General features: G+C 71.5%; 19 protein-coding genes. 13 read left to right on the top strand and 6 right to left on the bottom strand.

The features are described from left to right. Window positions 1–13 precede the first annotated feature (13 nt). Window positions 14–1,063 carry a diacylglycerol kinase family protein gene (locus ABCQ75_RS04270; RefSeq protein ID WP_345883297.1) on the bottom strand — a complete coding sequence of 350 codons (1,050 nt, stop codon included), beginning with the start codon at window positions 1,061–1,063 and terminating at the stop codon, window positions 14–16. A gap of 82 nt (window positions 1,064–1,145) precedes the next feature. On the opposite strand from ABCQ75_RS04270, the gene serS reads away from it, so the two are divergent. The 8 genes from serS to ABCQ75_RS04310 all read left to right on the top strand — a co-directional run bounded on the left by serS (window position 1,146) and on the right by ABCQ75_RS04310 (window position 10,001). Then, window positions 1,146–2,432: a serine--tRNA ligase gene (serS, locus tag ABCQ75_RS04275; RefSeq protein WP_345883299.1), complete on the top strand. Its 1,287-nt coding sequence runs from the start codon at window positions 1,146–1,148 to the stop codon at window positions 2,430–2,432. A 277-nt stretch (window positions 2,433–2,709) separates the two neighbouring features. Further along, a complete protein-coding gene (locus tag ABCQ75_RS04280) occupies window positions 2,710–4,380 on the top strand; it encodes a Mu transposase C-terminal domain-containing protein (RefSeq protein ID WP_345883301.1) in 1,671 nt (556 codons plus the stop codon). Beyond that, complete coding sequence (locus tag ABCQ75_RS04285; RefSeq protein WP_427916036.1) at window positions 4,374–5,288, top strand: TniB family NTP-binding protein; 915 nt, start codon at window positions 4,374–4,376, stop codon at window positions 5,286–5,288. Before ABCQ75_RS04280 ends, ABCQ75_RS04285 begins: the two co-directional genes overlap by 7 nt. Further along, window positions 5,285–6,535 (top strand): TniQ family protein, encoded by a 1,251-nt coding sequence (locus tag ABCQ75_RS04290; RefSeq protein ID WP_345883303.1) that lies wholly within the window; start codon window positions 5,285–5,287, stop codon window positions 6,533–6,535. Before ABCQ75_RS04285 ends, ABCQ75_RS04290 begins: the two co-directional genes overlap by 4 nt. Before the next feature lie 92 nt (window positions 6,536–6,627). Beyond that, window positions 6,628–6,990 (top strand): recombinase family protein, encoded by a 363-nt coding sequence (locus ABCQ75_RS04295; protein ID WP_345883304.1) that lies wholly within the window; start codon window positions 6,628–6,630, stop codon window positions 6,988–6,990. Continuing rightward, window positions 6,983–7,390, top strand: a complete 408-nt coding sequence (locus ABCQ75_RS04300) for a hypothetical protein (RefSeq protein WP_345883305.1) — start codon at window positions 6,983–6,985, stop codon at window positions 7,388–7,390. The genes ABCQ75_RS04295 and ABCQ75_RS04300 overlap by 8 nt, the downstream gene beginning before the upstream one ends. A gap of 496 nt (window positions 7,391–7,886) precedes the next feature. Continuing rightward, a complete protein-coding gene (locus ABCQ75_RS04305; RefSeq protein ID WP_345883306.1) occupies window positions 7,887–8,933 on the top strand; it encodes a type IV toxin-antitoxin system AbiEi family antitoxin domain-containing protein in 1,047 nt (348 codons plus the stop codon). Window positions 8,934–9,164: 231 nt separating this feature from the next. Further along, on the top strand, window positions 9,165–10,001 hold the full coding sequence (locus ABCQ75_RS04310; protein WP_345883307.1) for an HAD family hydrolase: 837 nt from the start codon (window positions 9,165–9,167) through the stop codon (window positions 9,999–10,001). On the opposite strand, the gene ABCQ75_RS04315 is transcribed toward ABCQ75_RS04310, so the two are convergent. The 5 genes from ABCQ75_RS04315 to ABCQ75_RS04335 form a co-directional block, all read right to left on the bottom strand. After that, window positions 9,998–10,624 (bottom strand): hypothetical protein, encoded by a 627-nt coding sequence (locus ABCQ75_RS04315; protein WP_345883308.1) that lies wholly within the window; start codon window positions 10,622–10,624, stop codon window positions 9,998–10,000. The genes ABCQ75_RS04310 and ABCQ75_RS04315 overlap by 4 nt on opposite strands. 41 nt (window positions 10,625–10,665) lie before the next feature. After that, window positions 10,666–11,274, bottom strand: coding sequence for an RDD family protein (locus ABCQ75_RS04320; RefSeq protein ID WP_345883309.1), 609 nt, complete (start codon window positions 11,272–11,274; stop codon window positions 10,666–10,668). Then, window positions 11,271–12,062, bottom strand: a complete 792-nt coding sequence (locus ABCQ75_RS04325; RefSeq protein WP_345883310.1) for a hypothetical protein — start codon at window positions 12,060–12,062, stop codon at window positions 11,271–11,273. The genes ABCQ75_RS04320 and ABCQ75_RS04325 overlap by 4 nt, the downstream gene beginning before the upstream one ends. Then, window positions 12,059–13,093, bottom strand: a complete 1,035-nt coding sequence (locus ABCQ75_RS04330; protein WP_345883311.1) for a WXG100 family type VII secretion target — start codon at window positions 13,091–13,093, stop codon at window positions 12,059–12,061. Before ABCQ75_RS04330 ends, ABCQ75_RS04325 begins: the two co-directional genes overlap by 4 nt. 177 nt (window positions 13,094–13,270) lie before the next feature. Beyond that, the gene (locus tag ABCQ75_RS04335) at window positions 13,271–13,756 is read right to left on the bottom strand and encodes an inorganic diphosphatase (RefSeq protein ID WP_345883312.1); all 486 of its coding nucleotides are present in this window, start codon (window positions 13,754–13,756) and stop codon (window positions 13,271–13,273) included. A gap of 135 nt (window positions 13,757–13,891) precedes the next feature. Here ABCQ75_RS04335 and ABCQ75_RS04340 point away from each other — a divergent pair, with 135 nt between their 5' ends. The 5 genes from ABCQ75_RS04340 (at window position 13,892) to ftsH (ending at window position 20,901) form a co-directional block, all read left to right on the top strand. After that, on the top strand, window positions 13,892–15,661 hold the full coding sequence (locus tag ABCQ75_RS04340; protein WP_345883313.1) for a D-alanyl-D-alanine carboxypeptidase: 1,770 nt from the start codon (window positions 13,892–13,894) through the stop codon (window positions 15,659–15,661). A 107-nt stretch (window positions 15,662–15,768) separates the two neighbouring features. Next, window positions 15,769–16,875, top strand: a complete 1,107-nt coding sequence (locus ABCQ75_RS04345) for a zinc-dependent metalloprotease (protein ID WP_345883314.1) — start codon at window positions 15,769–15,771, stop codon at window positions 16,873–16,875. Between the two features lie 86 nt (window positions 16,876–16,961). Then, window positions 16,962–18,122, top strand: coding sequence for a tRNA lysidine(34) synthetase TilS (gene tilS / locus ABCQ75_RS04350; protein WP_427916047.1), 1,161 nt, complete (start codon window positions 16,962–16,964; stop codon window positions 18,120–18,122). A 46-nt stretch (window positions 18,123–18,168) separates the two neighbouring features. Next, window positions 18,169–18,720, top strand: coding sequence for a hypoxanthine phosphoribosyltransferase (hpt, locus tag ABCQ75_RS04355; RefSeq protein ID WP_345883315.1), 552 nt, complete (start codon window positions 18,169–18,171; stop codon window positions 18,718–18,720). A 144-nt stretch (window positions 18,721–18,864) separates the two neighbouring features. Continuing rightward, the gene (gene ftsH, locus ABCQ75_RS04360) at window positions 18,865–20,901 is read left to right on the top strand and encodes an ATP-dependent zinc metalloprotease FtsH (protein WP_345883747.1); all 2,037 of its coding nucleotides are present in this window, start codon (window positions 18,865–18,867) and stop codon (window positions 20,899–20,901) included. Window positions 20,902–20,920 lie beyond the last annotated feature (19 nt).

The following is a 20,920-nucleotide window of genomic DNA, read 5'->3' on the forward strand; positions in this document are numbered from 1 at the left end:
CGTCGAACGCGCTTCAGGCCACGCGCACGAGGAGGCTCGCGGGGTGCACCTGGACGTCGATGTGGGTGGCGGGGCCGGTGACGTCGCCGTCCACCTGGGTCTGGATGGGCTCGGCGCTACGGATCGAGACCGACCGGGCGCCGTAGAAGGACATGACCGCGAGCTGCCGCTTGTGCTGCACGAGGACCTTGAAGTACATCGAGACCCAGCCGAGGAGGCTGCGCGGGCTCATGACCACGACGTCCAGCACGCCGTCGTCGATGTAGGCCTCGGGGATGAAGTCCACCCCGCCGGGCAGCTTGGAGCAGTTCGCGAAGAGCACGGCGCGGACGCGGCGGGACTGGAACTCCCCGCCGTCGAGCGAGACATCCACCTTCTGCCGCGCGCGCCCCGGCATGTGCCGGATCCCGGCCTCGGTGTACGCGATCCAGCCGATGGCGCGCTTGAGGTCCTCGTTCGTGTCCCCGAGGATCTCCGCGTCCATGCCCACGCCCGCGATCACGAGGAACGTGTGCAGCGCGGACTCGCCCGTCACGGCGTTGGCGAGGGCCATCGTGGCGGTGTCGATCCGCCGCTGCCGCCCGAACACGGCCGTGTGCACGGCATGCGCGAGCCGGTTCACCTCCAAGTGGAGGTTGCGGGCCAGCAGGTTCCCCGTGCCCAACGGCACGATCCCCATGGCCGTTTCGGTCCCCGCGAGCTCCTCTGCCACCACGCGCACCGTGCCGTCCCCGCCGCAGGCAAGCACGACGTCGGCACCGGCCTCGAGCGCGGCCCGCACCATCGCGTGGCCTGGGTCGAGCGGGGTCGTCTCGAACACGAACGGGTCGGGCCAGCCGGCCCCGCGGCACGCGGCCTCGATGAGGACCTCGGCCTCGCGTGCACGCTCCTTGATGGGATTGAGCACCACGGCGACCTGCTGGGGCCCGGGAGGCGGCGCCTCCGCGGGGGAGGCCACGGCGGAGCGCGCGTGCTGCTCGGCGAGCCTGCGCACACCCCACCAGCTCGCGGCCGCGAATCCGCTGGCCACGGCCAGGACTCCCGCGATGATGAGGCTGCGCATGGTGCTCTCACTGTAACTGCCGCCGCTGCCGTCCGGGCTGCCGGTGCCGTCCCGGCGGCGGCCGCCCGTTAGTCTTGGACTCGTGATCGACGTCAAGGACCTCACCGAGAACCCTGAGAAGTACCGGGCCAGCCAGCGTGCCCGCGGAGCGGACGAAGCGCTCGTGGACCGGATCGTCTCAGCCGACTCCCGCCGTCGTGCGTCCCTGACGGAGTACGAGACTCTGCGCGCGGAGCAGAACGCGTTCGGCAAGCGGGTCGCGGCCGCGAAGGGCGAGGAGAAGCAGGCGCTGCTCGCCGAGGTCAAGGACCTCGCAGGGCGCGTCAAGGCCGCTCAGGCCGCCGCGGACGAGGCGCAGGCCGAGATGGACGAGCTCATGCGCACGGTGCCGAACCTCATCATCGAAGGCATCCCGGCCGGCGGCGAGGACGACTACACCGTGGTCAAGACCGTGGGCACCCCGCGGGACTTCGCGGCCGAGGGCTTCGAGCCGCGCGACCACCTCGAGCTCGGCGAGCTGCTCGGCGCGATCGACATGGAGCGCGGGGCCAAGGTCTCCGGCTCGCGGTTCTACTTCCTGCGCGGCGTGGGCGCCCGCCTCGAGCTCGCGCTCCTGCAGATGGCCATGGACCAGGCCGTTGCCGCCGGGTTCACGCCCATGATCACGCCCACGCTCGTGCGGCCCGAGACCATGCAGGGCACGGGCTTCGACGTGGCGCACGACGCCGAGATCTACCGCCTCGCGGAGGATGATCTCTACCTTGTGGGCACCTCGGAGGTGGCCCTCGCGGGGTACCACGCGGACGAGATCATGGACCTCTCGGACGGCCCCGTGCGCTACGCCGGGTGGTCCTCGTGCTACCGCCGCGAGGCCGGCTCGCACGGCAAGGACACCCGCGGGATTATCCGCGTGCACCAGTTCAACAAGGTGGAGATGTTCTCCTACGTGCCCATGGAGGAGGCGGAGGCCGAGCACGCCCGCCTGCTCGCGTGGGAGGAGGAGATGCTCGCGAAGGTCGAGCTGCCGTACCGGGTCATCGACACCGCCGCCGGCGACCTCGGCATGAGCGCGGCGCGGAAGTTCGACTGCGAGGCATGGGTCCCGACCCAGGGCCGGTACCGTGAGCTGACCTCGACCTCGAACTGCACGGGCTTCCAGGCGCGCCGCCTCAACGTGCGCGAGCGGGCTGTGGACGCCGAGGGCAACGCGAAGGGGACCCGCGCGGTCGCGACCCTCAACGGGACCCTCGCGACCACCCGCTGGATTGTGGCGATCCTCGAGCACCACCAGAACGCGGATGGCTCGGTGAACGTCCCGGCCGCACTGCGCCCGTACCTCGGCGGCCTCGAGATCCTCCCGGTCCTCTAGCCCGCGGGGTCAGCCCGCCCGGCCGCCTTGGGCCGGTGTCTGCCTGCCATGACGTACCTCGGGTTCTGGACAGGACCCTCGGGTTCTGGACAGGACCTCGCGCTCTGGCGCGGGGTCCTGTCCGCAACCCGAGGTGAGGTTGTACGAGAAGAACAGCAGTGTCAAAGTTCGAAGTCGTCTGCACAGCTGACCGCGCAATCGCGGGCTTGTGCAGGGGACTTCGAACATCCGGCGTGTCCGAAGTCCTCTGCACGGATATGCGTCGTTTGATGGTGGCGTGCAGGATGGCGCGGTCGACGACGGCCGGGTAACCGAGCGGGGTCTGCTCTCGGTGCCGGAGCCCGTGTGGGCTTCGGCGGTCCGCCGCGCGGAGGTGATCGGCCCTCTGGCGGCGGCCGAGCGGCTGGCTGGCGGCGCGGTGGATGCCGCGGCGGGGGCTCTGGGCGTTTCGAGGCGCCAGGTCTATGCGCTCCTGCGCCGGTGGCGCGAGGGCGAGGGGCTTGCCTCGGACATGGTTCCGGGCCGGTCGTCCGGCGGCCGGGGTGGGTCTCGGCTGCCGGAGGACGTGGACGCCGTGGTCGGCGAGGTGCTCTCGGGTGGGTATGCGAACCGTCAGAGGAAGACCGTCGCGGCGGCGCACCGGGAGATCGCGCGCCTGTGCCGCAGGCGCGGCCTGCCGGTCCCGTCGCGATCCTCGGTTGCCCGCCGTGTCGCCGGGCTGGATCCTCTGGCGACGGCCACTGCCAGGGAGGGGGCCGACGGCGCGCGTCGGCTGAAGTCGGCCGGCGGCCGCGTCCCTCCTGTGGGGGAGGTCCTCGAGCAGGTCCAGATCGACCACACCGTGGTGGATGTGGTCGTGGTCGACGAGCGGGAGCGCCTTCCGATCGGCCGCCCCTACGTGACCGTGGGGATCGACGTGTTCAGCCGCTGCATTGTCGGGCTGGTCGTGACGTTGGAGGCGCCCTCGGCTCTGTCGGTGGGCCTGTGCCTGGCCCACATGGCCACGGACAAGAGGCCGTGGCTTGAGCGGACCGGCGTCGAGGCGGACTGGCCGATGAGCGGGAAGCCGCGCGAGCTGTATCTGGACAACGCGGCGGAGTTCAAGGGCGAAGCGCTGCGCAGGGGCTGCGAGCAGCATGGGATCGCGCTGCGCTACAGGCCTCCCGGGCAGCCCCATTATGGCGGGATCGTCGAACGGGTCATCGGCACGATGATGGGGATGGTCCACGAGCTGCCCGGCACGACGTTCTCCAACCCTGCCGAGCGGGGCAGCTATGACTCCGAGGCCAAGGCCTCGCTGACCATGGCCGAGCTCGAGCGCTGGCTGGCCCTGGCGGTCGCCGTCTACCACGGGCAGGTGCATGGCACGACCAGGCAGACCCCGCAGCGGCGCTGGGAGGAAGCATGCGGGAAGACCCCGCCGCCGGTCGTGGCCGACGGGTCGTCCTTCCTGGTCGACTTCCTGCCGGTCTACCGCCGGAGGCTGGCACGGACGGGATTCGTCCTGGACCACGTGCACTATTTCAGCGATGCCCTCAAGCCCTGGGTCGCCCGCCGCGGACAGCTCGATTCCTTCGTGCTGCGCCGGGACCCGCGCGACATCAGCCGGATCTGGGCCCTGGACCCGGAGGGCGGCTCGTACCTGCCGGTGCCGTACCGGACCCTGTCCCGCCCGCCGGTGACCCTGTGGGAGCAGCGGGCGGCGGTGCAGCGCCTGCGCACCGAAGGCAAGGCCCAGGTCGACGAGGAGGCCCTGTTCCGCGTGGTCGATCAGATGCGCGCCATCACCGACACGGCAACGGCTGCCACTCGGAAGGCGCGACGGAACGCCAAACGGCGCCGCCGCACCCCAGCAGCGGCGTCCCCTTCGCAGCCGCCAGCTCCTCCGCCCGCGCCGCCGTCGCCGTCGCCGGGGCCGGCGCCGTTCGAGGTGATCGAGCAGTGGTAGGCACTCGGGCGCCGGAGGCGGGCCTCGAACACCTACACGAGAGCATCCGCGCCACGGCGCTGCTGCCGGCTGCTGACCGCCTGCGCTCCCTCCGCGCTGACCGGTGGATCGGCTACACGAAGGCCAACCAGGCGCTGGAGCGGCTGGAGGCGCTGTTCGTCTGGCCGCAGCGGGAGCGGATGCCGAACCTGCTGGTGATAGGCCCGACCAACAACGGCAAGTCCATGGTCATCGAGAAGTTCCGACGGCTCCACCCCGCCGTCTCCCTTCCGGACTGCGAGCAGATCCCGGTGCTGGTCGTGCAGATGCCCTCCGAGCCCTCGGTGGCCCGCTTCTACGTCGCACTGCAGGCCGCGATGGGCGCCCCGGTCCGCCCGCGCCAGCGCGTCGCGGAGCTCGAGCAGGCCACGCTGGCCCTGCTCCGCGCGGTCGGGGTGAAGGTGCTGGTCATCGACGAGCTCCACAATGTCCTGGCCGGGCGCGGGGACGTCCGGCGGGAGTTCCTGAACCTGATCCGCTTCCTGGGCAACGAGCTGCGCATCCCGCTGGTGGGAGTGGGCACCAGGGACGCCTACCTGGCGATCCGGTCCGACGACCAGCTCGAGAACCGCTTCGAGCCGTTCCCCCTGCCCCGGTGGGAGCCCGGGCCGGAGACGTGCTCGCTGCTGGCGAGCTTCGCAGCGGCCCTCCCGCTCTGTCGCCCCTCGCCGATCGCCACGGAGGAGATGGCTTCCTACCTGCTTGCCCGCAGCGAGGGGACCATCGGCGAGCTGGCCCACCTGCTCACGGCCACCGCCGCGGTGGCCATCGAATCAGGCGAGGAGTCCATCAACCGGCGCACCCTGCTCGCGGCCCCGTACGCCGGACCCACCGAACGGCGCAGGACGTTCGAACGCACCCTGACGTGACGGCCTGCTGGCCCCTGCATCCCGCCCCGACGGAAGGAGAGGCACTCTCCTCCTGGCTGTGGCGGCTCGCAGGAGCGTACGGCATGACCCCCGACGCCCTCCTCCGCCACAGCCTCACCCTGGCCGGGACTGACATGCCCCGGGATCCGATGGCCGGCATCGACTCCGCCCCTCCGGAGCAGCTGCTCAGAACGCTGGCCGAACGGACTGCCGTCCCCGAACACCGGGTGCGGCGGATGACCCTCGCAGGCTGGGAACCCTGGCTCATTGAGCCGGTCGGTCCCGAGCCAGGCAAGGCATTCGAGAACTACGTCCTCCAGCACTCCGTCCTCCTGGGCCCGACGGCGAGGCCGCGCCGTCTGCTGTCTGGCTGGCGGCCATGGCTGCCCGCGGACCCCCGACGGATACCGATGCGCCGCGCCTGTCCGAGCTGCATCAGCAGCGCCCAGCAGGCCGCCCGCAGCTTCACCCTCGTCTCCCAGATACCGCTGACCCTGACCTGCCCCGACCACGGGTGCAGGCTCGAGCCGGCCTTCGGAGCTCCCGGCATCTGCTTCTTCTGGGAGAGTCCCGAAACAGCGCCGGCCCCGGCGCCGGCCGCCGTCGTGGCGATGGACCGGCTCACCCACGCCGCCCTGCAGGCCGGGACCGTCGCCCTTCCGCGCCGGACCGTGCATGCGGGTGTCTGGTTCCGCCTTCTCCGCACCCTCATCGACGAGATCTCCATCCCCCTCTCGAAGCTGCCGGCGCGGTCACGAAGGTCGGTGACCCTCGTCTGGGAGGCGGCGGGTCACCCCTTGCGTGCAGGAGTCGTCGGCGCTTGGCGGGCGTACGAGGCGCTTCCCTGGCCCCGACAGCAGGCCACACTCGAAGCCGCATCGGCAGCCCTGCACCTCATCGAGACCGGCGAGATCACCGCCGAGGGCACCCTAGGTGCTCTGTTGACCGCCGAGCCCCACAGGCCGCTGCCCGACGGGAGGACGCCCGAAGCGGTCCGGGCGGCCGAGCTGAACCAGGCGCTCGAGGACGCCCTCGCAGCGGCGCGGGCGGACCCTCTCGAGGCGCACCGCCTGCTGGCCCTGCTCGCACCGAACCCTGGCTCGAAGAGGTTCGCCACCGTGCGCGAGGACCTCATCATGCTCGGGATCCCGGAGCAGAACCTTCCCACTCAGACCGAGGCCATGCGCCTCAGGGCGATCCACCGGGGAAGTCACGCTAGCCGGGGGCAGGACGTTAGCGAGACGTAGAATAAGCGACGCATTACGTGACATCCGGGACTTGGCTTTGGCGTACTTGGTGTTCTGTCACGTAATCGGCCGTATAAGTGACGGAGGAAGCCATGCTCGTCGGATATGTCCGGGTGTCGAAGGCCGACGGGTCACAGACCACAGATCTGCAGTGCGACGCGCTCCTCGCCGCCGGCGTCGACCCCGAGGCCGTGTACGAGGACCGGGCGTCGGGGAAACGCGACGACAGGCCGGAGCTCGCAGCCTGCCTGAAGGCCCTCCGAAACGGGGACACTCTGGTGGTGTGGAAGCTGGACCGGCTCGGTCGGGACCTGCGCCATCTGCTGAACATCGTCCACGACCTCACGGAGCGCGGCATCGGCCTGAAAGTCGGGCCGGAAACAATCTCGATGAGTTCGGGAACGTCGCCCCGCCCAGCAGTACTCACGGAATCGAGGTTTTTTCGCGATGACTGATCAACGGGTTGAATCCCTGCAGAAAGCCCTTGACCGGTTCAATGGCTTCTCAGAATGCCTTCTGGCCGAATTGCGCCTTGTAAATTATGGTTATTCAATAGAGATTGACTTGAATCTAGTTTTCGATGACATTGGAAGTGTGCGATCCGATGTCCTTGAAGTTTCAAGAATCTGCACTCTGAGGTTGGATGGAGTGAAGTCCATGATTCTAATTGGAGGATTATCCGATTGGATGGTGTCTCACCCGGAAGATATAAACTGGGGATTGAGCGAGATCGCAGGCATTGAAGTTTCGGCCGGGGAAGGCATCACGGTGACCGTCGCATGGGAAGGGAAGCGAGAAGTGAAAATTGAATGCCACTCGGCGACCCTCCGTAACCCAGAGGGCAGTTCGGATTGATTCTGGAGATGCAGCCCCACTGTCCCCGCCGTGGACTGTCCACGGGGTCTTCCTGCCGGGCACGCGAAAAGTCAGGGCGGTCGAAGAGCCACTTACCGGAACGGCCACGGAAGATCATCATCACCACCGATGACTATCCCTTCTGTCAGCGATTCGAACGCGATGACCGACTCGAGCCAGGCGAAGAGATCTCGTTGCGGAAGGGGCTGACCACGAGGGCTCAGGGCTCAGTCGAGCTACATGCCCGACTGGCCTCTTGTGATCGGGTTGTGGGAAGTCGCGGTATCGTGCACCCCCCGACGGCGCTGGAATGGCTTGGAGCGATCTCAGTGATTATCCTTGTCCGCAGGCCTTCGGCGCGAAGGCATTGTGCACAGGACTTCGCTCACTCGTGCACGCGACTTCGAAAACTGACAAGCAGCGTGAGCGCTGGAGTTGTCCACATACGGTCGCAAAGACGTCGCGCGAGCTCCTCACTTCCGTTTGGCTGAAGGCTATGCGCTTTCCTGCTGTCTCGTTCTCAAGTTCGGCTGGGCGCCGTACCACTGGTCGCAGCCCTCGTGATCTCAGCCGGGCATACGCGGCTGGAGAACTGGTCCGCCTGCGCCGCGGCATCTACGTCCCGGTCGGGGAGTGGCTCGCGGGCACAGCCGAGGACCGCTACGCCATCACGACGGCGTCCCTCGCACTGGCCGAAGAGCCCCCGGTGCTGTGCCGGGAGACGGCGCTGATGGCCTGGGGGGTCGAGTTCGCCCGGACACCCACCCATGTTCGGTACCGGACAGCCAGCCCGGCGCGGGCGGGCTCGGTCCGTCCGACTGGTCTTTACGGCAACGAGCCCGAGGCGGTCCGGGCATGGACCCAGACGCACAAGCGCGCTGGCCCCTTGCCGCAAGGCTTTCCGCATGCGAAGCACCTGTGGACGCCCGGGCCGTCGGAGTCCTTCTACGTCCCGCACCTCGGCCTTGCCCTGCGCATCGAACCGTTCGATGCGGCGTTCGCAGACACGATCCATCGGCTGCCCTTCGCGGAGGCGGTGGTCGTGGTGGACGCGCTTCTGGCCCAGCGGTCGGGGCTCAAAGCGCAGCGCTCACTGAGCCAGCTGCGCGCGCTCGTGCCAACGCTGCCATCTGCCAGCGCGCGGGTTCGGGCGCAGTGCGTCCTGGACTTCGGCGACGGGGTCTCGGAGTCGGTCGGGGAGTCGTTCGGCCGCGCGCTCATGTGGGAGCTGGGGTTCGAGACACCCGAGCTCCAAGTCTGGATACTCCGTGCCGGTCGCCGGATTGCCCGAGTGGACTACCTCTGGCGCAGTATCCGTCTGGTCGGCGAGTTCGACGGGCTCAAGAAGTACCTGCGTTCACTTGAGCTATCGGGGAAGTCGGCGGCCCAGGTCGTCGTGGAGGAGAAGCGCCGCGAGGATGAGGTCCGTGGCTGCGGCTACGGGATGGTGCGTTGGACATGGGCGGACCTCATGGAGCCCCAGCGGTTCGCTGCAATCCTCCACAGGGCAGGAGTACCGCGGCGCCAGTCAGCACCCCTGTGATCGGGCTTTCACCCGACCGCAGCTTGCGGACGCAACCACGCGTCACGGCGCGAGGTCCCGTCCAGAAGCCGTGGCGTGGGGACGCGGCGCAGGCCGCGGGCAACGCGCCACGCCGTGGCCCAAGGTGAACACTCACACTGTGCGCAGGGCTGTGAGTATTCACCGCGCGTTCACGCCAGCCTGTGGCGGGCGTCCTAGGGGCGGCCAGCCGCGGGGTGGTCTACTAGACCCATGACTGCAACGCTCAACGCTGGCACCGATGACCAGCGCACCACTGTCAACCGCAAGCTCGTCGGCCTCGATGTGGACGGCACACTCGTGGACCACTACGGCCACATGTCTCCGGCCATCCGCGACGCAGGCGCCGCCATCGTCGAGGCAGGCCACGAGGTCGTCGTCGCGACCGGGCGGTCCCTCGGAGCCACCCTCCCCATCGTCGAGCTGCTCGGGATCGAGCGCGGCTATGCCGTGTGCAGCAACGGCGGCGTCACCGTGCAGATCCATGCGGGATCGAACGGCGGGTACACCGTGATCGACCGCCGCTCCTTCGACCCGGCGCCCGCGCTGAGGGCCCTGCGCCGCCGCCTCCCGAACGCCAAGTACGCGCTCGAGTCGATCGACGGCGCGTTCCTCTCCACGGAGCGCTTCCAGGACGCGAGCTTCGGGGTCGAGGCCCGCGGCGTCTCCTTCGATGAGCTGCTCGAGGCCGAGGCCGTCCGCCTCGTCGTGTTCTCCACCGATTCCACGGCGGAGGAGTTCGGCCAGGCCGTCGAGGCGATCGGCCTGCACGGCGTGACCTACTCCGTGGGCTGGACGGCCTGGCTGGACATCGCGGCCCACGGCGTGACGAAGGCCAGCGGGCTCGAGAACGTCCGCGAACTCGTCGGCGTCCCGATCGAGGACACGGTCACGATCGGCGACGGCCGCAACGACATCGAGATGCTCGAGTGGGCCGGCCGCGGCGTCGCGATGGGGCAGGCCCCGGACGAGGTCAAGGCCGCCGCCGACGAGGTCACCGCCACCGTCGAGGAGGACGGCGCCGCCGCGATCCTGCGTTCGCTCCTCTAGCGTCCCGGACCGCCCGGTGCGGCGTTGAGGAGGGCTAAGAGCCGGACAGCGGCTGGGCGGGCCGCCCACTCCTCGTTCCAGTGCGCGCGGGCGATGGCCTTCGACACGGCTTGGGCCGTGATTCCGAGGGCCTCTGCCACGGCCTTCTGCTGCCCCCGGACGCCGGGGGTGAGGAGGTCGAGGACGCGCCACTCCGCCACGGTCCGCTTCGTGACGGCGAGGCCGATCAGCCGGAGGACCCCTTCGGCGTCGTGCGCGAGGCTCGGCTCCGCACCGTCCACGGCGATCGCGGGCGCCTCACCGCTGAGCTGCGCCCGTTCTACCGCCCGCCGCGAGTAGACGAGCGCGGCCCCCCGCGCCTCGGAGACGCCCAGTGGCAGTGGCTCCTCGAGGGGCCCGACGCCGATCCCCACGTTCCAGCGCACGTTGCCGCACGCATCTGGCCGGAGCGCAGCAAGCGCGGCCTCGACGGCGGGGCCCGGCTGCGTGAAGACGGCTTGGGCCTCATCGCCCACGGTCCGGTCGAAGGGCACCTCGGGGTGCAGGCGCGCGAGGGCCTTGAGCAGCGCGGGCACCCGGTCCCCGGCCTGGCGGTCGCGTTGATTGATCGTGACCGTGTACATGGCCAGAGCCTAGCCGCGGCCACCGGTGGGAGGGTGGAGGATCAGTTCCCTCGGCGTTGTCCGCCCTCCGCGCCGCGGGCTTCGGCGCGGGCCGCGGCACGTGCCGCCCGGGCTTCGCGCTCGGCGATGCGCGGGTCCGGAACGGGAGGCATCCCGCGTTCGATCCCGGCCCGGAGGTCCCGGGTCGAGTACCGTTCGGACCAGTCCCCCGTGGTCGAGCCCGAGAGCATGCCGACGACCGTCACGACCGCGTAGAGCGGCGCGAAGCTCCACAGGACGGCCCGCCAGCCCCCGCGCCACACGCCCGGGCGACTGCCGTCGTCGAGCCTTACCGCCCGGAAGCCGCCCGCGTGGTCGCCCACGGCGCCCACGGTGCCCGAGATCATCCCGTAGGCGAACACCACGGCGAACCACAGCAGAGCGCCGACTGCGGCGAGCGCCCCCTCGGAGGCGGGCGAGCGGCCCATGAGCCCAAGGACCGGGACCATCACGGCCGCGGCGGCGGCGAGGACCACCGCCGCGTCGAGCGCTCGGGACCAGAACACGCGGGCCGCCGGAGCGGCAGCGAACTGCTGGCCCGTGGCGGCTACGGCGTGGATCTTCCCGCCGGTGGCGGCGTCGACGAGCTTGGTGGACGGTGCCTTCGTCATGCGCCGATGCCCGCCGTCAGGTCCGCGAGGAGCCCCGCGAGGGTGGGGCCCGAGACATCGCGGAGCTCGACGGCGTCGGCTGGGTCGGTGGCGCCCTCGGCACCCAGCGGCGTAAGGACGGCGACCCCCGTGGATGAGGTGTAGATGCTCAACGAACGGTCCGGTCCGTGCGCCGCCAGGGCGCTGACGGTGGTCGCCGCGCGGGTGTCCGCGAGGCGCTCGCCGGCCTGTTCCTCGAACTGGGCCTGGTCCAGGAGCACGGGGTCGCCGTCCGCGGCCGCGGCATCCTCTGGGTCCACGAACCGCGCGAGCCACGGGCCGATCCCTGCTGGGGTGAACACGCGGAACGTATGCAGGCCGGACTCGTCGATCTCCTCGGCGAGGACCCCGCCGTCGTGCACGTAGGCGTAGATCCAGCGGCGGCCGGTCGAAACCTGGCGCTCGAGCCGGACGAGCCGCTCCGAAGTGCGGCGCAGCGTGAGCGCCCCGGTGTGCTCGACGGCGGCCTCGAGCCGACGCGGGGACGGGTCCCCCTCTGCGTGGACGGGATAGGCGATGCCCTTGACGAGAAGGCCACGGAGGGCGACGGCGGCGGCCGCCTCTCGCTCGACCCCCTCGGAGGCGATCCACGGCAGCTCGACGAGCTGTTCGCGGGCCGGGCCGTCAAGGGCGAGGATCTCCTCGTCGGTGAGGGTGGGCAGCTCATGGCCGTCGTCGGCAGCGGAGTCCAGGACGGTGGCCGCGCAGCGGATGTCCCTCTCGGTCCACGTGATCTGTGCCTGTGTCATCCGAAGAGCCCTCCTATGAAGTCCTTTGCGGCGCCGGCGGCGTCGGAGACGCCGTCCACCACACTACTGGCAGCGTCCGAGACGGCATCCGTGGCCTCGTGGAAGCCGTCGGCGATCGTCCCGCCGACATCGCCGGCGAAGCCCGTGATCGAGTCCCAGTTGTCGTACACGAGGTTCCCCACGGTCCAGCCCGCGGCGACGAGGCCTGCGCCGATGACGATCGGCGCGCCGATCGGGCCGAGCAGCGCCGCGCCGCCCGCCGTCGCGAGCATCATCGATCCGACGCCACCCACTGCGGACAGCCCGCCCGCCACGCGGTCCCCGGTGCCGCGCCAGCCGTCGTGCGAGGGGCTGATGATGTCATGGATTCCGCCCGCGACGGCGAAGGGGCCTGCGATGGCGCCGGCCCAGCGCATGGACTGCGAGAACCGTCCGGCGTTCTCGAACGCCTCGCTGTAGGGGATCCCGGCGCGCATGGTCTGGTAGACGTCTGAGAGGCTGTCGCCCGCGCGGAGGCTGCGGATGCCGTCCCGGGCGAGCTCGCCGACGTCGGCCCAGCTCGTGAACAGGCTCTTGGTGAGCTTCCAGTCGTCGAGGCCGAGGCGGGCCGCGTTGATCGCGTTCCAGGCCGCCGACCCGAACGTCTTTGCCCCGCCGGCCGTCTCGTAGAGGTCGTGGAGGACCCCGAGGGCGCTCGTCTCGCCGGCCTGCGCGGGGGTGCCCGCGGGGCCGCCGGTGCCCGAGGGCATCGACCCGGTCGAGGCCTCGGAGGTCTCCTCCTGCGCCGCTGCATTGGCCAGGAGCGTCCTGGAGGCCTCGTGGAGCTGCCGTGAGACGGCCAGGAGCGCGGGCTTGTGCTGGCGGTTCCAGCGCTGCGTGAACTCCTCGGCGTCGTTGCCCCGCCACACGTCGAGCCTGCCGAGGAGGGCGCTGAGCTCCTGTCCGCGGCTGCCGAGCTCCTTGGACGCCTTCCCGAACTGCAGGGCCAGCGCCCGCAGCTCCTCGACGTTCGCCCCAGCGCCGATCGCCATGTTCCCCCCTTCATCCTGCGCCCCGTGGACGCAGGGTCCGACGCGCAGTAGGGCGCGTCGTCTCAGGCCAGCCTAGGAGAGAGCTGGCGGAGGGGGCGATGGGGAGTGGTTCCCATCGCCCCCTCCGCGGGATTCAGGCGCGGGCGGCGGCCCTGAGCTGTCGATGGCCTCGAGCCGTCAGTGGCCCTCGCCGAAGCGCTTGATCGAGGCCTCGAGCTCGGCCTCGGCGGCGGCGCGGTCGGCCCAGCCTGCGGGCTTGACCCACTTGCCCGGCTCGAGGTCCTTGTAGCGGCTGAAGAAGTGCTCGATCTCGGCGATGAGCTCCTGGGGCAGCTGCGAGGACTCCGTGATGTGGTCGAACCGCTTGTCCGCGGGCACGCACACGAGCTTCGCGTCGCCGCCGGCCTCGTCCTCCATGTTGAAGATCGCGATCGGGCGGGCCTCGACGATGACGCCCGGGAACAGGTCGACATCCGGGTACCAGACGAGTGCGTCGAGCGGGTCGCCGTCCTCGCCGAGGGTGTTGTCGAAGAACCCGTAGTGGGTGGGGTACTGCATCGAGGTGAACAGGACCCGGTCCAGGCGGACGCGGCCGGTCTCGTGGTCCACCTCGTACTTGACGCGGGAGCCGCGGGGGATCTCGATCGTGACGTCGTGCTTCATATCGCTCCTTGGCTGGCAGCTTGGGTTGGGGCCGCTCCCGGCCCTGGCGGGCAGGCGCCCGGTGGGCGGCGACTACCATGAGGATATCGCCCGGCCGCGGAACCCCGCCCGGGCCGTACCTACCCCGAGGATGAAATGACACGCGATGACGGCCGCCCGGATCCGGGCCGTCCTCGGGCAGGCTCCGCCGCCGTCCTGATTGCCTCCGCACTCGCCGTGGCCCTCGCGTGCGCGGGAGCGCTGCTCGCGACGGGCGTCGCCGCGGGAGTGCGCGCGCGCCTGGACCCGGCCCCGACGCCGACCGGCACGCAGCCCGCCTGGCTCGCCGCGCCGTCGTCCGCCCCGACCCTCGCGGGCGCGGCCCTGCTGGACTCCGACGCCCCCGGCCCCGACCCTGCCGCGCTCGCGAAGCTCCTCGACCCGCGGCTGGACCTCCGCTCGGGCACGGTGGGCGCGGTGGTCCTGGACGCCTCTGGCCGTCCGCTCTACTCCCGCGCGGCCACGGAGGGGCGTGCCCCGGCGTCGAACCTCAAGCTCGTCACCGCGGCCGCCGCGCTCACGTCGCTGCGCCCGGACGCGCGGCTCTCCACGCGGGTGGTCCGGGGCGCGCAGCCGGGGTCGGTGGTCCTCGTGGGCGGCGGGGACGTGCTCCTCGGGGAGGGCGCGTCCCGTCCCGAGGACGTGCTGGGGCGCGCGGGCCTCGCAACCCTCGCCGAGCAGGCGGCGCAGGCGCTGACCGGTGCGGGCGGCACTGGCACGGGCAGCACCGGCAGCACCGGCAGCACGGACGACGGCGGCCTCCCGCCCTCCGCGGGCGCGGGTGCCGGGGGTGCCGGCACGGGCGGCACCGGCTCGCCACCCGCGTCCGGGGCCTTCGCCACCGTGACCGTCCAGTTCGACGATTCGCTCTTCACCGGTCCCGCGCTGAGCCCCGCGTGGGCGCCCGAGGACGTCGAGGCGGGCGAGATCGGGCCCGTGCAGGCCCTTGCGCTCTACGGCGGGCGCCGGGCGCCGGGACTCGCGGGGCCGCGTCCGTCGGACCCCGCCAAGGAGGCGGCCGCCGCCTTCCGGAACGCCCTCGAGACCGCCCTGGCCGGCTCCGGAATGCGCGTGGCCCCCGGCGTGGAGCGGGTCCCCGAGGGACAGGGCGCAGGGCGGGCGGCGCTCTCCGAGTCGGTCAGGCAGCCCGAGGGGGACCGAGCCGGCACCGGCACGGCTGCCGCGGGAACCACAGCTCCGGGCAGCACAGCCCCGGGAAGCACAGCCCCGGGAGCCACGTCGGCCCCGAGCGCCGCTGCCCCCCAGCCCCCGGCGGCCCCGCTCCCGGGCCAGATCGCCGCGGTCGAGAGCGCGAGCATCGCCGAGCAGGTGCGGTTCATGCTGCGCGAGTCGGACAACTACGCCGCAGAGGCCCTCGCCCGGCTCGCCTCCGCCGCGGCTGGGGGCCCGGCGAGCGGCGCGGGCGCGACGCTCGCGGCGCGTGCCGCGGCGGAACGCATCCTGGGCTCGGCCGAGGGGCTCGTGATCGACGACGCCTCCGGGCTGGCCGCCTCGGACCGTCTCACCCCGGAGGCGCTCGCCGGCCTTGTCCGCGCCATGGCCGTCGGCTCGGACGCCCGCCTCCGCGAGGCCCTCGGGGGCCTTCCCGTGGCCCACCTCACCGGGACCCTCGCCGAGCGCTTCGGCGACGGGCCCGCGGAGGCGGGGGCCGGCGTCGTGCGCGCCAAGACGGGCACGCTGCTGGCTGTCGCGGCGCTCACGGGATACACGGTCGACGCCGAGGGGCGGCTGCTCGTGTTCTCGTTCGTCGCGAACGGGCTCACTCCGCAGACGCGGCCGGCGGCGCTGGCCGCGATAGACGGCGCAGTGGCCGCCCTCGCGCAGTGCGGCTGCGGCGCCGGCTGAGCCCAGGCGCCTGAGCGGGGTCTGGGCCGGGGGCGCCGGGCGCACCGGCCCAGGGCGTCCGCCCCCGGGCACAGACTGCTCTCGCCGGCGTGTGGTCTGATGGATCCATGGATGCCCCGCAGATGGCCAGCCGACTCATCAACTGGGACCTCGCTGCGACGACCGCGGCCAGGCTCTCCCCGCCCGGCCCGCCGCTGACGCCCGCCGAGGCCGCCGAGGCGGTGGCGAGCCTGCGCCGGCTCGCGGACGCCGCGGTCCCGCACGTGCACCGCATCACGGAACTCGCAGTCGCGGAGGACCTGCGGGACTCGCAGGTCCTGATCGTGGACAGGGCCGCCTGGGCGCGCGCGAACACGCAGGGCTTCGCGGTCATGATGGACCCGATCCTGCGCCGGCTGGTCGAGACGAAGGCGAGCGAGCTCACGCCCGCCGCCGCGCGCGTGGGCGGTGCCCTCACCGGAGCACAGCTCGGAGCGGTGCTCGCGTTCCTCTCGAGCAAGGTGCTCGGGCAGTACGAGCCCTACGCGGCGCTCGCCCCGCGGTCCACCGTGCCGCCCGCGGGCCGGCTCCTGCTCGTGGCGCCCAACATCGTCCAGATCGAGCGGGAGCTGGGCGTGGAGCCGGAGGAGTTCCGGCTCTGGGTGTGCCTGCACGAGCAGACCCACCGGGTCCAGTTCGCGGCGGCGCCGTGGCTGCGCGACCACCTCCTGGACACCATCTCCGAGCTCTCCGAGAGCCTTGTGGGGAACATGGACTCGATCCTCGAGCGGGCCGCCGCCGTGGCGAAGTCCCTGCGCGCCCGCTCGGCGGGCGGGGCCGAGGTGCCGAGCCGCGGCGCCATCATCGACCTCCTCCAGGACCCGGCCGAGAAGGCCGCGATCTCCCACATCACCGCGGTCATGAGCCTGCTCGAGGGCCACGCGAGCGTGGTGATGGACGCTGTGGACGCCTCCGTCATCCCGAGCGTCAAGACCATCCGCCAGCGCTACGCCGCCCGGTCCGAGAACCGCGGGCCGGTGGAGTCCTTCATCCGCAGGGTCCTCGGCCTGGACGCCAAGATGCGCCAGTACACGGACGGGGCGAAGTTCGTGAGGGCCGTGGTGGACAAGGTGGGCATGGCCGGCTTCAACCGCGTGTGGGAGGCGGCGGAGAACCTCCCCACCGAGGAGGAGATCCACGCCCCCGAGCAGTGGACCGCACGGATGGGGCTGTGAACGCGCCCGGGCCCGAGGAGCCCGACGGGCCGCCGGCGTCCCGCGGCTCGGCCTCCCGCGACTCGGCGTCCCCGTCGCGGCGGCGCCTGAACCCTGCCGTGGGCCGGGCGCGCAACGCGGTCAAGGCGGCCCTCGAGGAGGCCGGGTGGCCGCGGCGGGTGCTCGTGGGCTGCTCGGGCGGGCCGGACTCGCTCGCCCTCGCGGCGGCCGTGGCGCACTTCGCCCGCCGCGGACGCGTCCCGGGTGCCGGCGGCGCCCATGCGCTCGAGGCGGGGGCCGTCGTCGTCGACCACGGCCTCCAGGAGGGCTCGGCGGAGGTGGCGCGCACGACGGCGGCCGTGCTGGGCGAGCTGGGCCTCGCGCCGGTGCGCGTGGTCGCAGTCCAGGTGCGGCGCGCAGGGGAGGGGCCGGAAGCGGCGGCCCGCACGGCCAGGCTCGCGGCGCTCGAGGCGGAGGCGCGCGCGTGGGGCGCCGGGGCGGTCCTGCTCGGCCACACCCTCGACGACCAGGCCGAGCAGGTGCTCCTCGGCCTCGCGCGGGGTTCGGGGCCGCGCTCGCTCGGCGGCATGCGGCGGGTCCGCGGGCTGTGGGTGCGGCCGCTCCTGGGCCTGCGCCGCGCGGACACGCTCGAGGTGTGCGCTGCCGAGGGCCTCGCGCCGTGGCACGACCCGACGAACGAGGACCCGCGGTTCATGCGCTCGCGCGTGCGGACCGGGGTGATGCCGTTCCTCGAGGCGGAGCTCGGGCCGGGAGTCGCGGAGGGACTCGCCCGCACCGCCGCGCTCCTGGCGGCCGACGCGGACCACCTCGACGCCGAGGCCCAGGACGCCTACGCCTCCCTCGCCGAGATGGGGGCCCTGACCGCCGAGGTGGGGGCCTTGACCGCCGAGGTGGGGGCCTTGACCGCCGAGATGGGGGCCCTGACCGCCGAGATGGGGGCCCGGGACGCCGAGACAGGGGCAGCCGGCGCGCCCGAGCCGCCCCGCCGCGCCGTCGTGCTCCCCGGTGACCGCCTGCGCGCGCTGCCGGCCGCGCTGCGCGGGAGGGTCCTGGCGATCGCGCTCACCGAGCTCGGCGGCCAGCCGACCTTCGAGAGGCTCGCGGCCCTCGAGGGGCTCCTCGACCGGCGCGGATCGGCCGGTCCGGTCGAGCTGCCCGGCCACGTGCGCGCGTACCGGCAGCCGCGCCGGAAGGGCGCCCCGCCCGGGACCCCCTACGGGGCGCTAGTCTTGGTATCGCACCGCTGACCCAGCGGCCCCAGACCTCATAGCTCGCAGACCACAGGAGCCGCAGGTGGAATCGACCGACGTCCAGGCAGACCTCAAGCACGTCCTCTACAGCAAGGAAGAGATCCAGAACCGCATCGCGGAGCTCGCGGCGCAGATCGACCGGGACTACGAGGGGCGCGACCTGCTGATCGTCGGCGTCCTCAAGGGCGCGGTCATGGTCATGGCGGACCTCGCCCGCGCGCTGCACTCCCACGTCACGATGGACTGGATGGCCGTGTCCTCGTACGGCTCGGGGACCCAGTCCTCGGGAGTAGTGCGCATCCTCAAGGACCTCGACACGGACCTCATGGGCAAGCACGTCCTCATCGTCGAGGACATCATCGACTCGGGCCTGACGCTCTCGTGGCTCAAGACCAACCTCGAGTCCCGCGGCACGGCGTCCGTGGAGATCTGCACCGCGTTCCGCAAGCCCACCGCGGCCAAGGTCCAGATCGATGTCAAGTACGTGGGCTTCGACATCCCCAACGAGTTCGTGGTCGGGTACGGCCTCGACTACGCCGAGAAGTACCGGAACCTCGACTTCGTGGGCACGCTCGCACCGCACGTCTACGAGTAGGTCCGGGTCCTGCCCGGCCCCCTGGGAACTTTTCCGCCCGGCCATGCGTGATCGCTGGGAACGGTGTCATGCTGTGAGGGCGGAGGCCCTCGCGCATGGGCCACACCACGCATGAGAGAAGGGACGGGGCCCGGCCCCGAGTTCATGAAAGTCAAGAGCTTCGTCAAGGGTCCAGGGATCTGGATTGCCGTTGTGATCGTCCTGCTCCTGCTGGCCTTCGGGACGCTGGCACCGGGCGGCAGCGCGCGCGTGGACACGTCGGTGGGGCTCGAGCTCCTCAAGGACGGCAAGGCCGAGCAGGCGAAGATCTTCAACGGCGAGGAGCGCGTCGACCTGGTCCTCAAGGAGGACTACGTCGTCGACGGCGACAACAAGGGCAAGAACGTCCAGTTCTACTACGTCACCCCGCGCGGCGACGACGTGATCGAGGCGGTGGACCAGGCCAACCTCGCCAAGGGCTACACGGACCAGCCGGTGGAGAACAACTGGCTCGGCTCGATCTTCTCGCTCCTCATCCCCGTGCTCCTCCTCGGCCTCGTCTTCTGGTTCCTCCTCTCGCGCATGCAGGGCGGCGGCAGCCAGGTCATGAAGTTCGGCAAGTCCCGGGCCAAGATGATCACCAAGGACATGCCGCAGGTGACGTTCGCGGACGTGGCCGGCGCCGACGAGGCGGTCGAGGAGCTCCACGAGATCAAGGAGTTCCTCCAGGAGCCGGGCAAGTTCCAGGCCGTGGGCGCCAAGATCCCCAAGGGCGTCCTCCTCTACGGCCCCCCCGGCACCGGAAAGACGCTCCTGGCCCGTGCGGTGGCCGGCGAGGCGGGCGTCCCGTTCTTCTCGATCTCCGGCTCCGACTTCGTTGAGATGTTCGTGGGTGTAGGCGCCTCGCGCGTCCGCGACCTCTTCGAACAGGCCAAGGCCAACTCCCCGGCGATCGTGTTCGTCGACGAGATCGACGCCGTGGGCCGGCACCGTGGTGCCGGGATCGGCGGCGGCAACGACGAGCGCGAGCAGACCCTCAACCAGCTCCTCGTCGAGATGGACGGGTTCGACCCCAAGACGAACGTCATCCTCATCGCCGCGACGAACCGGCCCGACGTCCTCGACCCGGCGCTCCTGCGCCCCGGCCGGTTCGACCGCCAGATCCCGGTCGAGGCGCCGGATCTCGTGGGCCGCGAGCAGATCCTCTCCGTCCACGCCAAGGGCAAGCCCATGGCCGGCAACGTGGACCTCAAGGCCGTGGCCAAGAAGACCCCGGGGTACACGGGCGCGGACCTCGCGAACGTGCTCAACGAGGCGGCACTCCTCACGGCCCGCTCCAACGCCCAGCTCATCGACGACAGGGCACTCGACGAGGCGATCGACCGGGTCATGGCCGGCCCGCAGAAGCGCTCCCGCGTCATGAAGGACCTCGAGCGCAAGATCACCGCGTACCACGAGGGCGGCCACGCGCTTGTCGCGGCGGCCCTGCGGAACTCCGCCCCGGTCACGAAGGTCACGATCCTGCCCCGCGGCCGCGCGCTCGGGTACACGATGGTGGTCCCCGAGGAGGACAAGTACTCCGTGACCCGCAACGAGCTGCTCGACCAGCTCGCATACGCGATGGGCGGCCGCGTGGCCGAGGAGATCGTGTTCCACGACCCCTCCACGGGAGCCTCGAACGACATCGAGAAGGCGACCTCGACGGCGCGCAAGATGGTCACCCAGTACGGCATGAGCGAGCGCGTGGGCGCGGTCAAGCTCGGCCAGGGCGGCGGCGAGCCGTTCCTGGGCCGGGACGCGGCCCACGAGCGCAACTTCTCCGACCAGGTCGCGTACATCGTGGACGAGGAGGTGCGCCGCCTCATGGACCAGGCGCACGACGAGGCCTACGAGATCCTCACCGAGAACCGGGACGTCCTCGACCGGCTCGCCTCGGCGCTGCTCGAGCGGGAGACGCTCAACCAGAAGGAGATCTCGGAGATCTTCGCCGACGTGCGCCGGCGGGACTTCCGCGAGGTGTGGCTGTCCAAGGAGTCACGGCCCGTCCAGGACATCCCGCCGGTTGAGACCGAGGCGGAGCGCAAGGCGCGCGAGGCTCAGGCGGAGGCGTCCAAGGCGCGCCACGAGGAGCCGCTCGACGTCGGCACGGCCCATCACCCGCACGGCGAGCAGGACTTCACGCCCGGCTCCGAAGGTGTGTGACGGCCCCGAATCGGGCCGC

This window comes from Sinomonas halotolerans (assembly GCF_039615075.1).
Classification (GTDB): domain Bacteria; phylum Actinomycetota; class Actinomycetes; order Actinomycetales; family Micrococcaceae; genus Sinomonas; species Sinomonas halotolerans.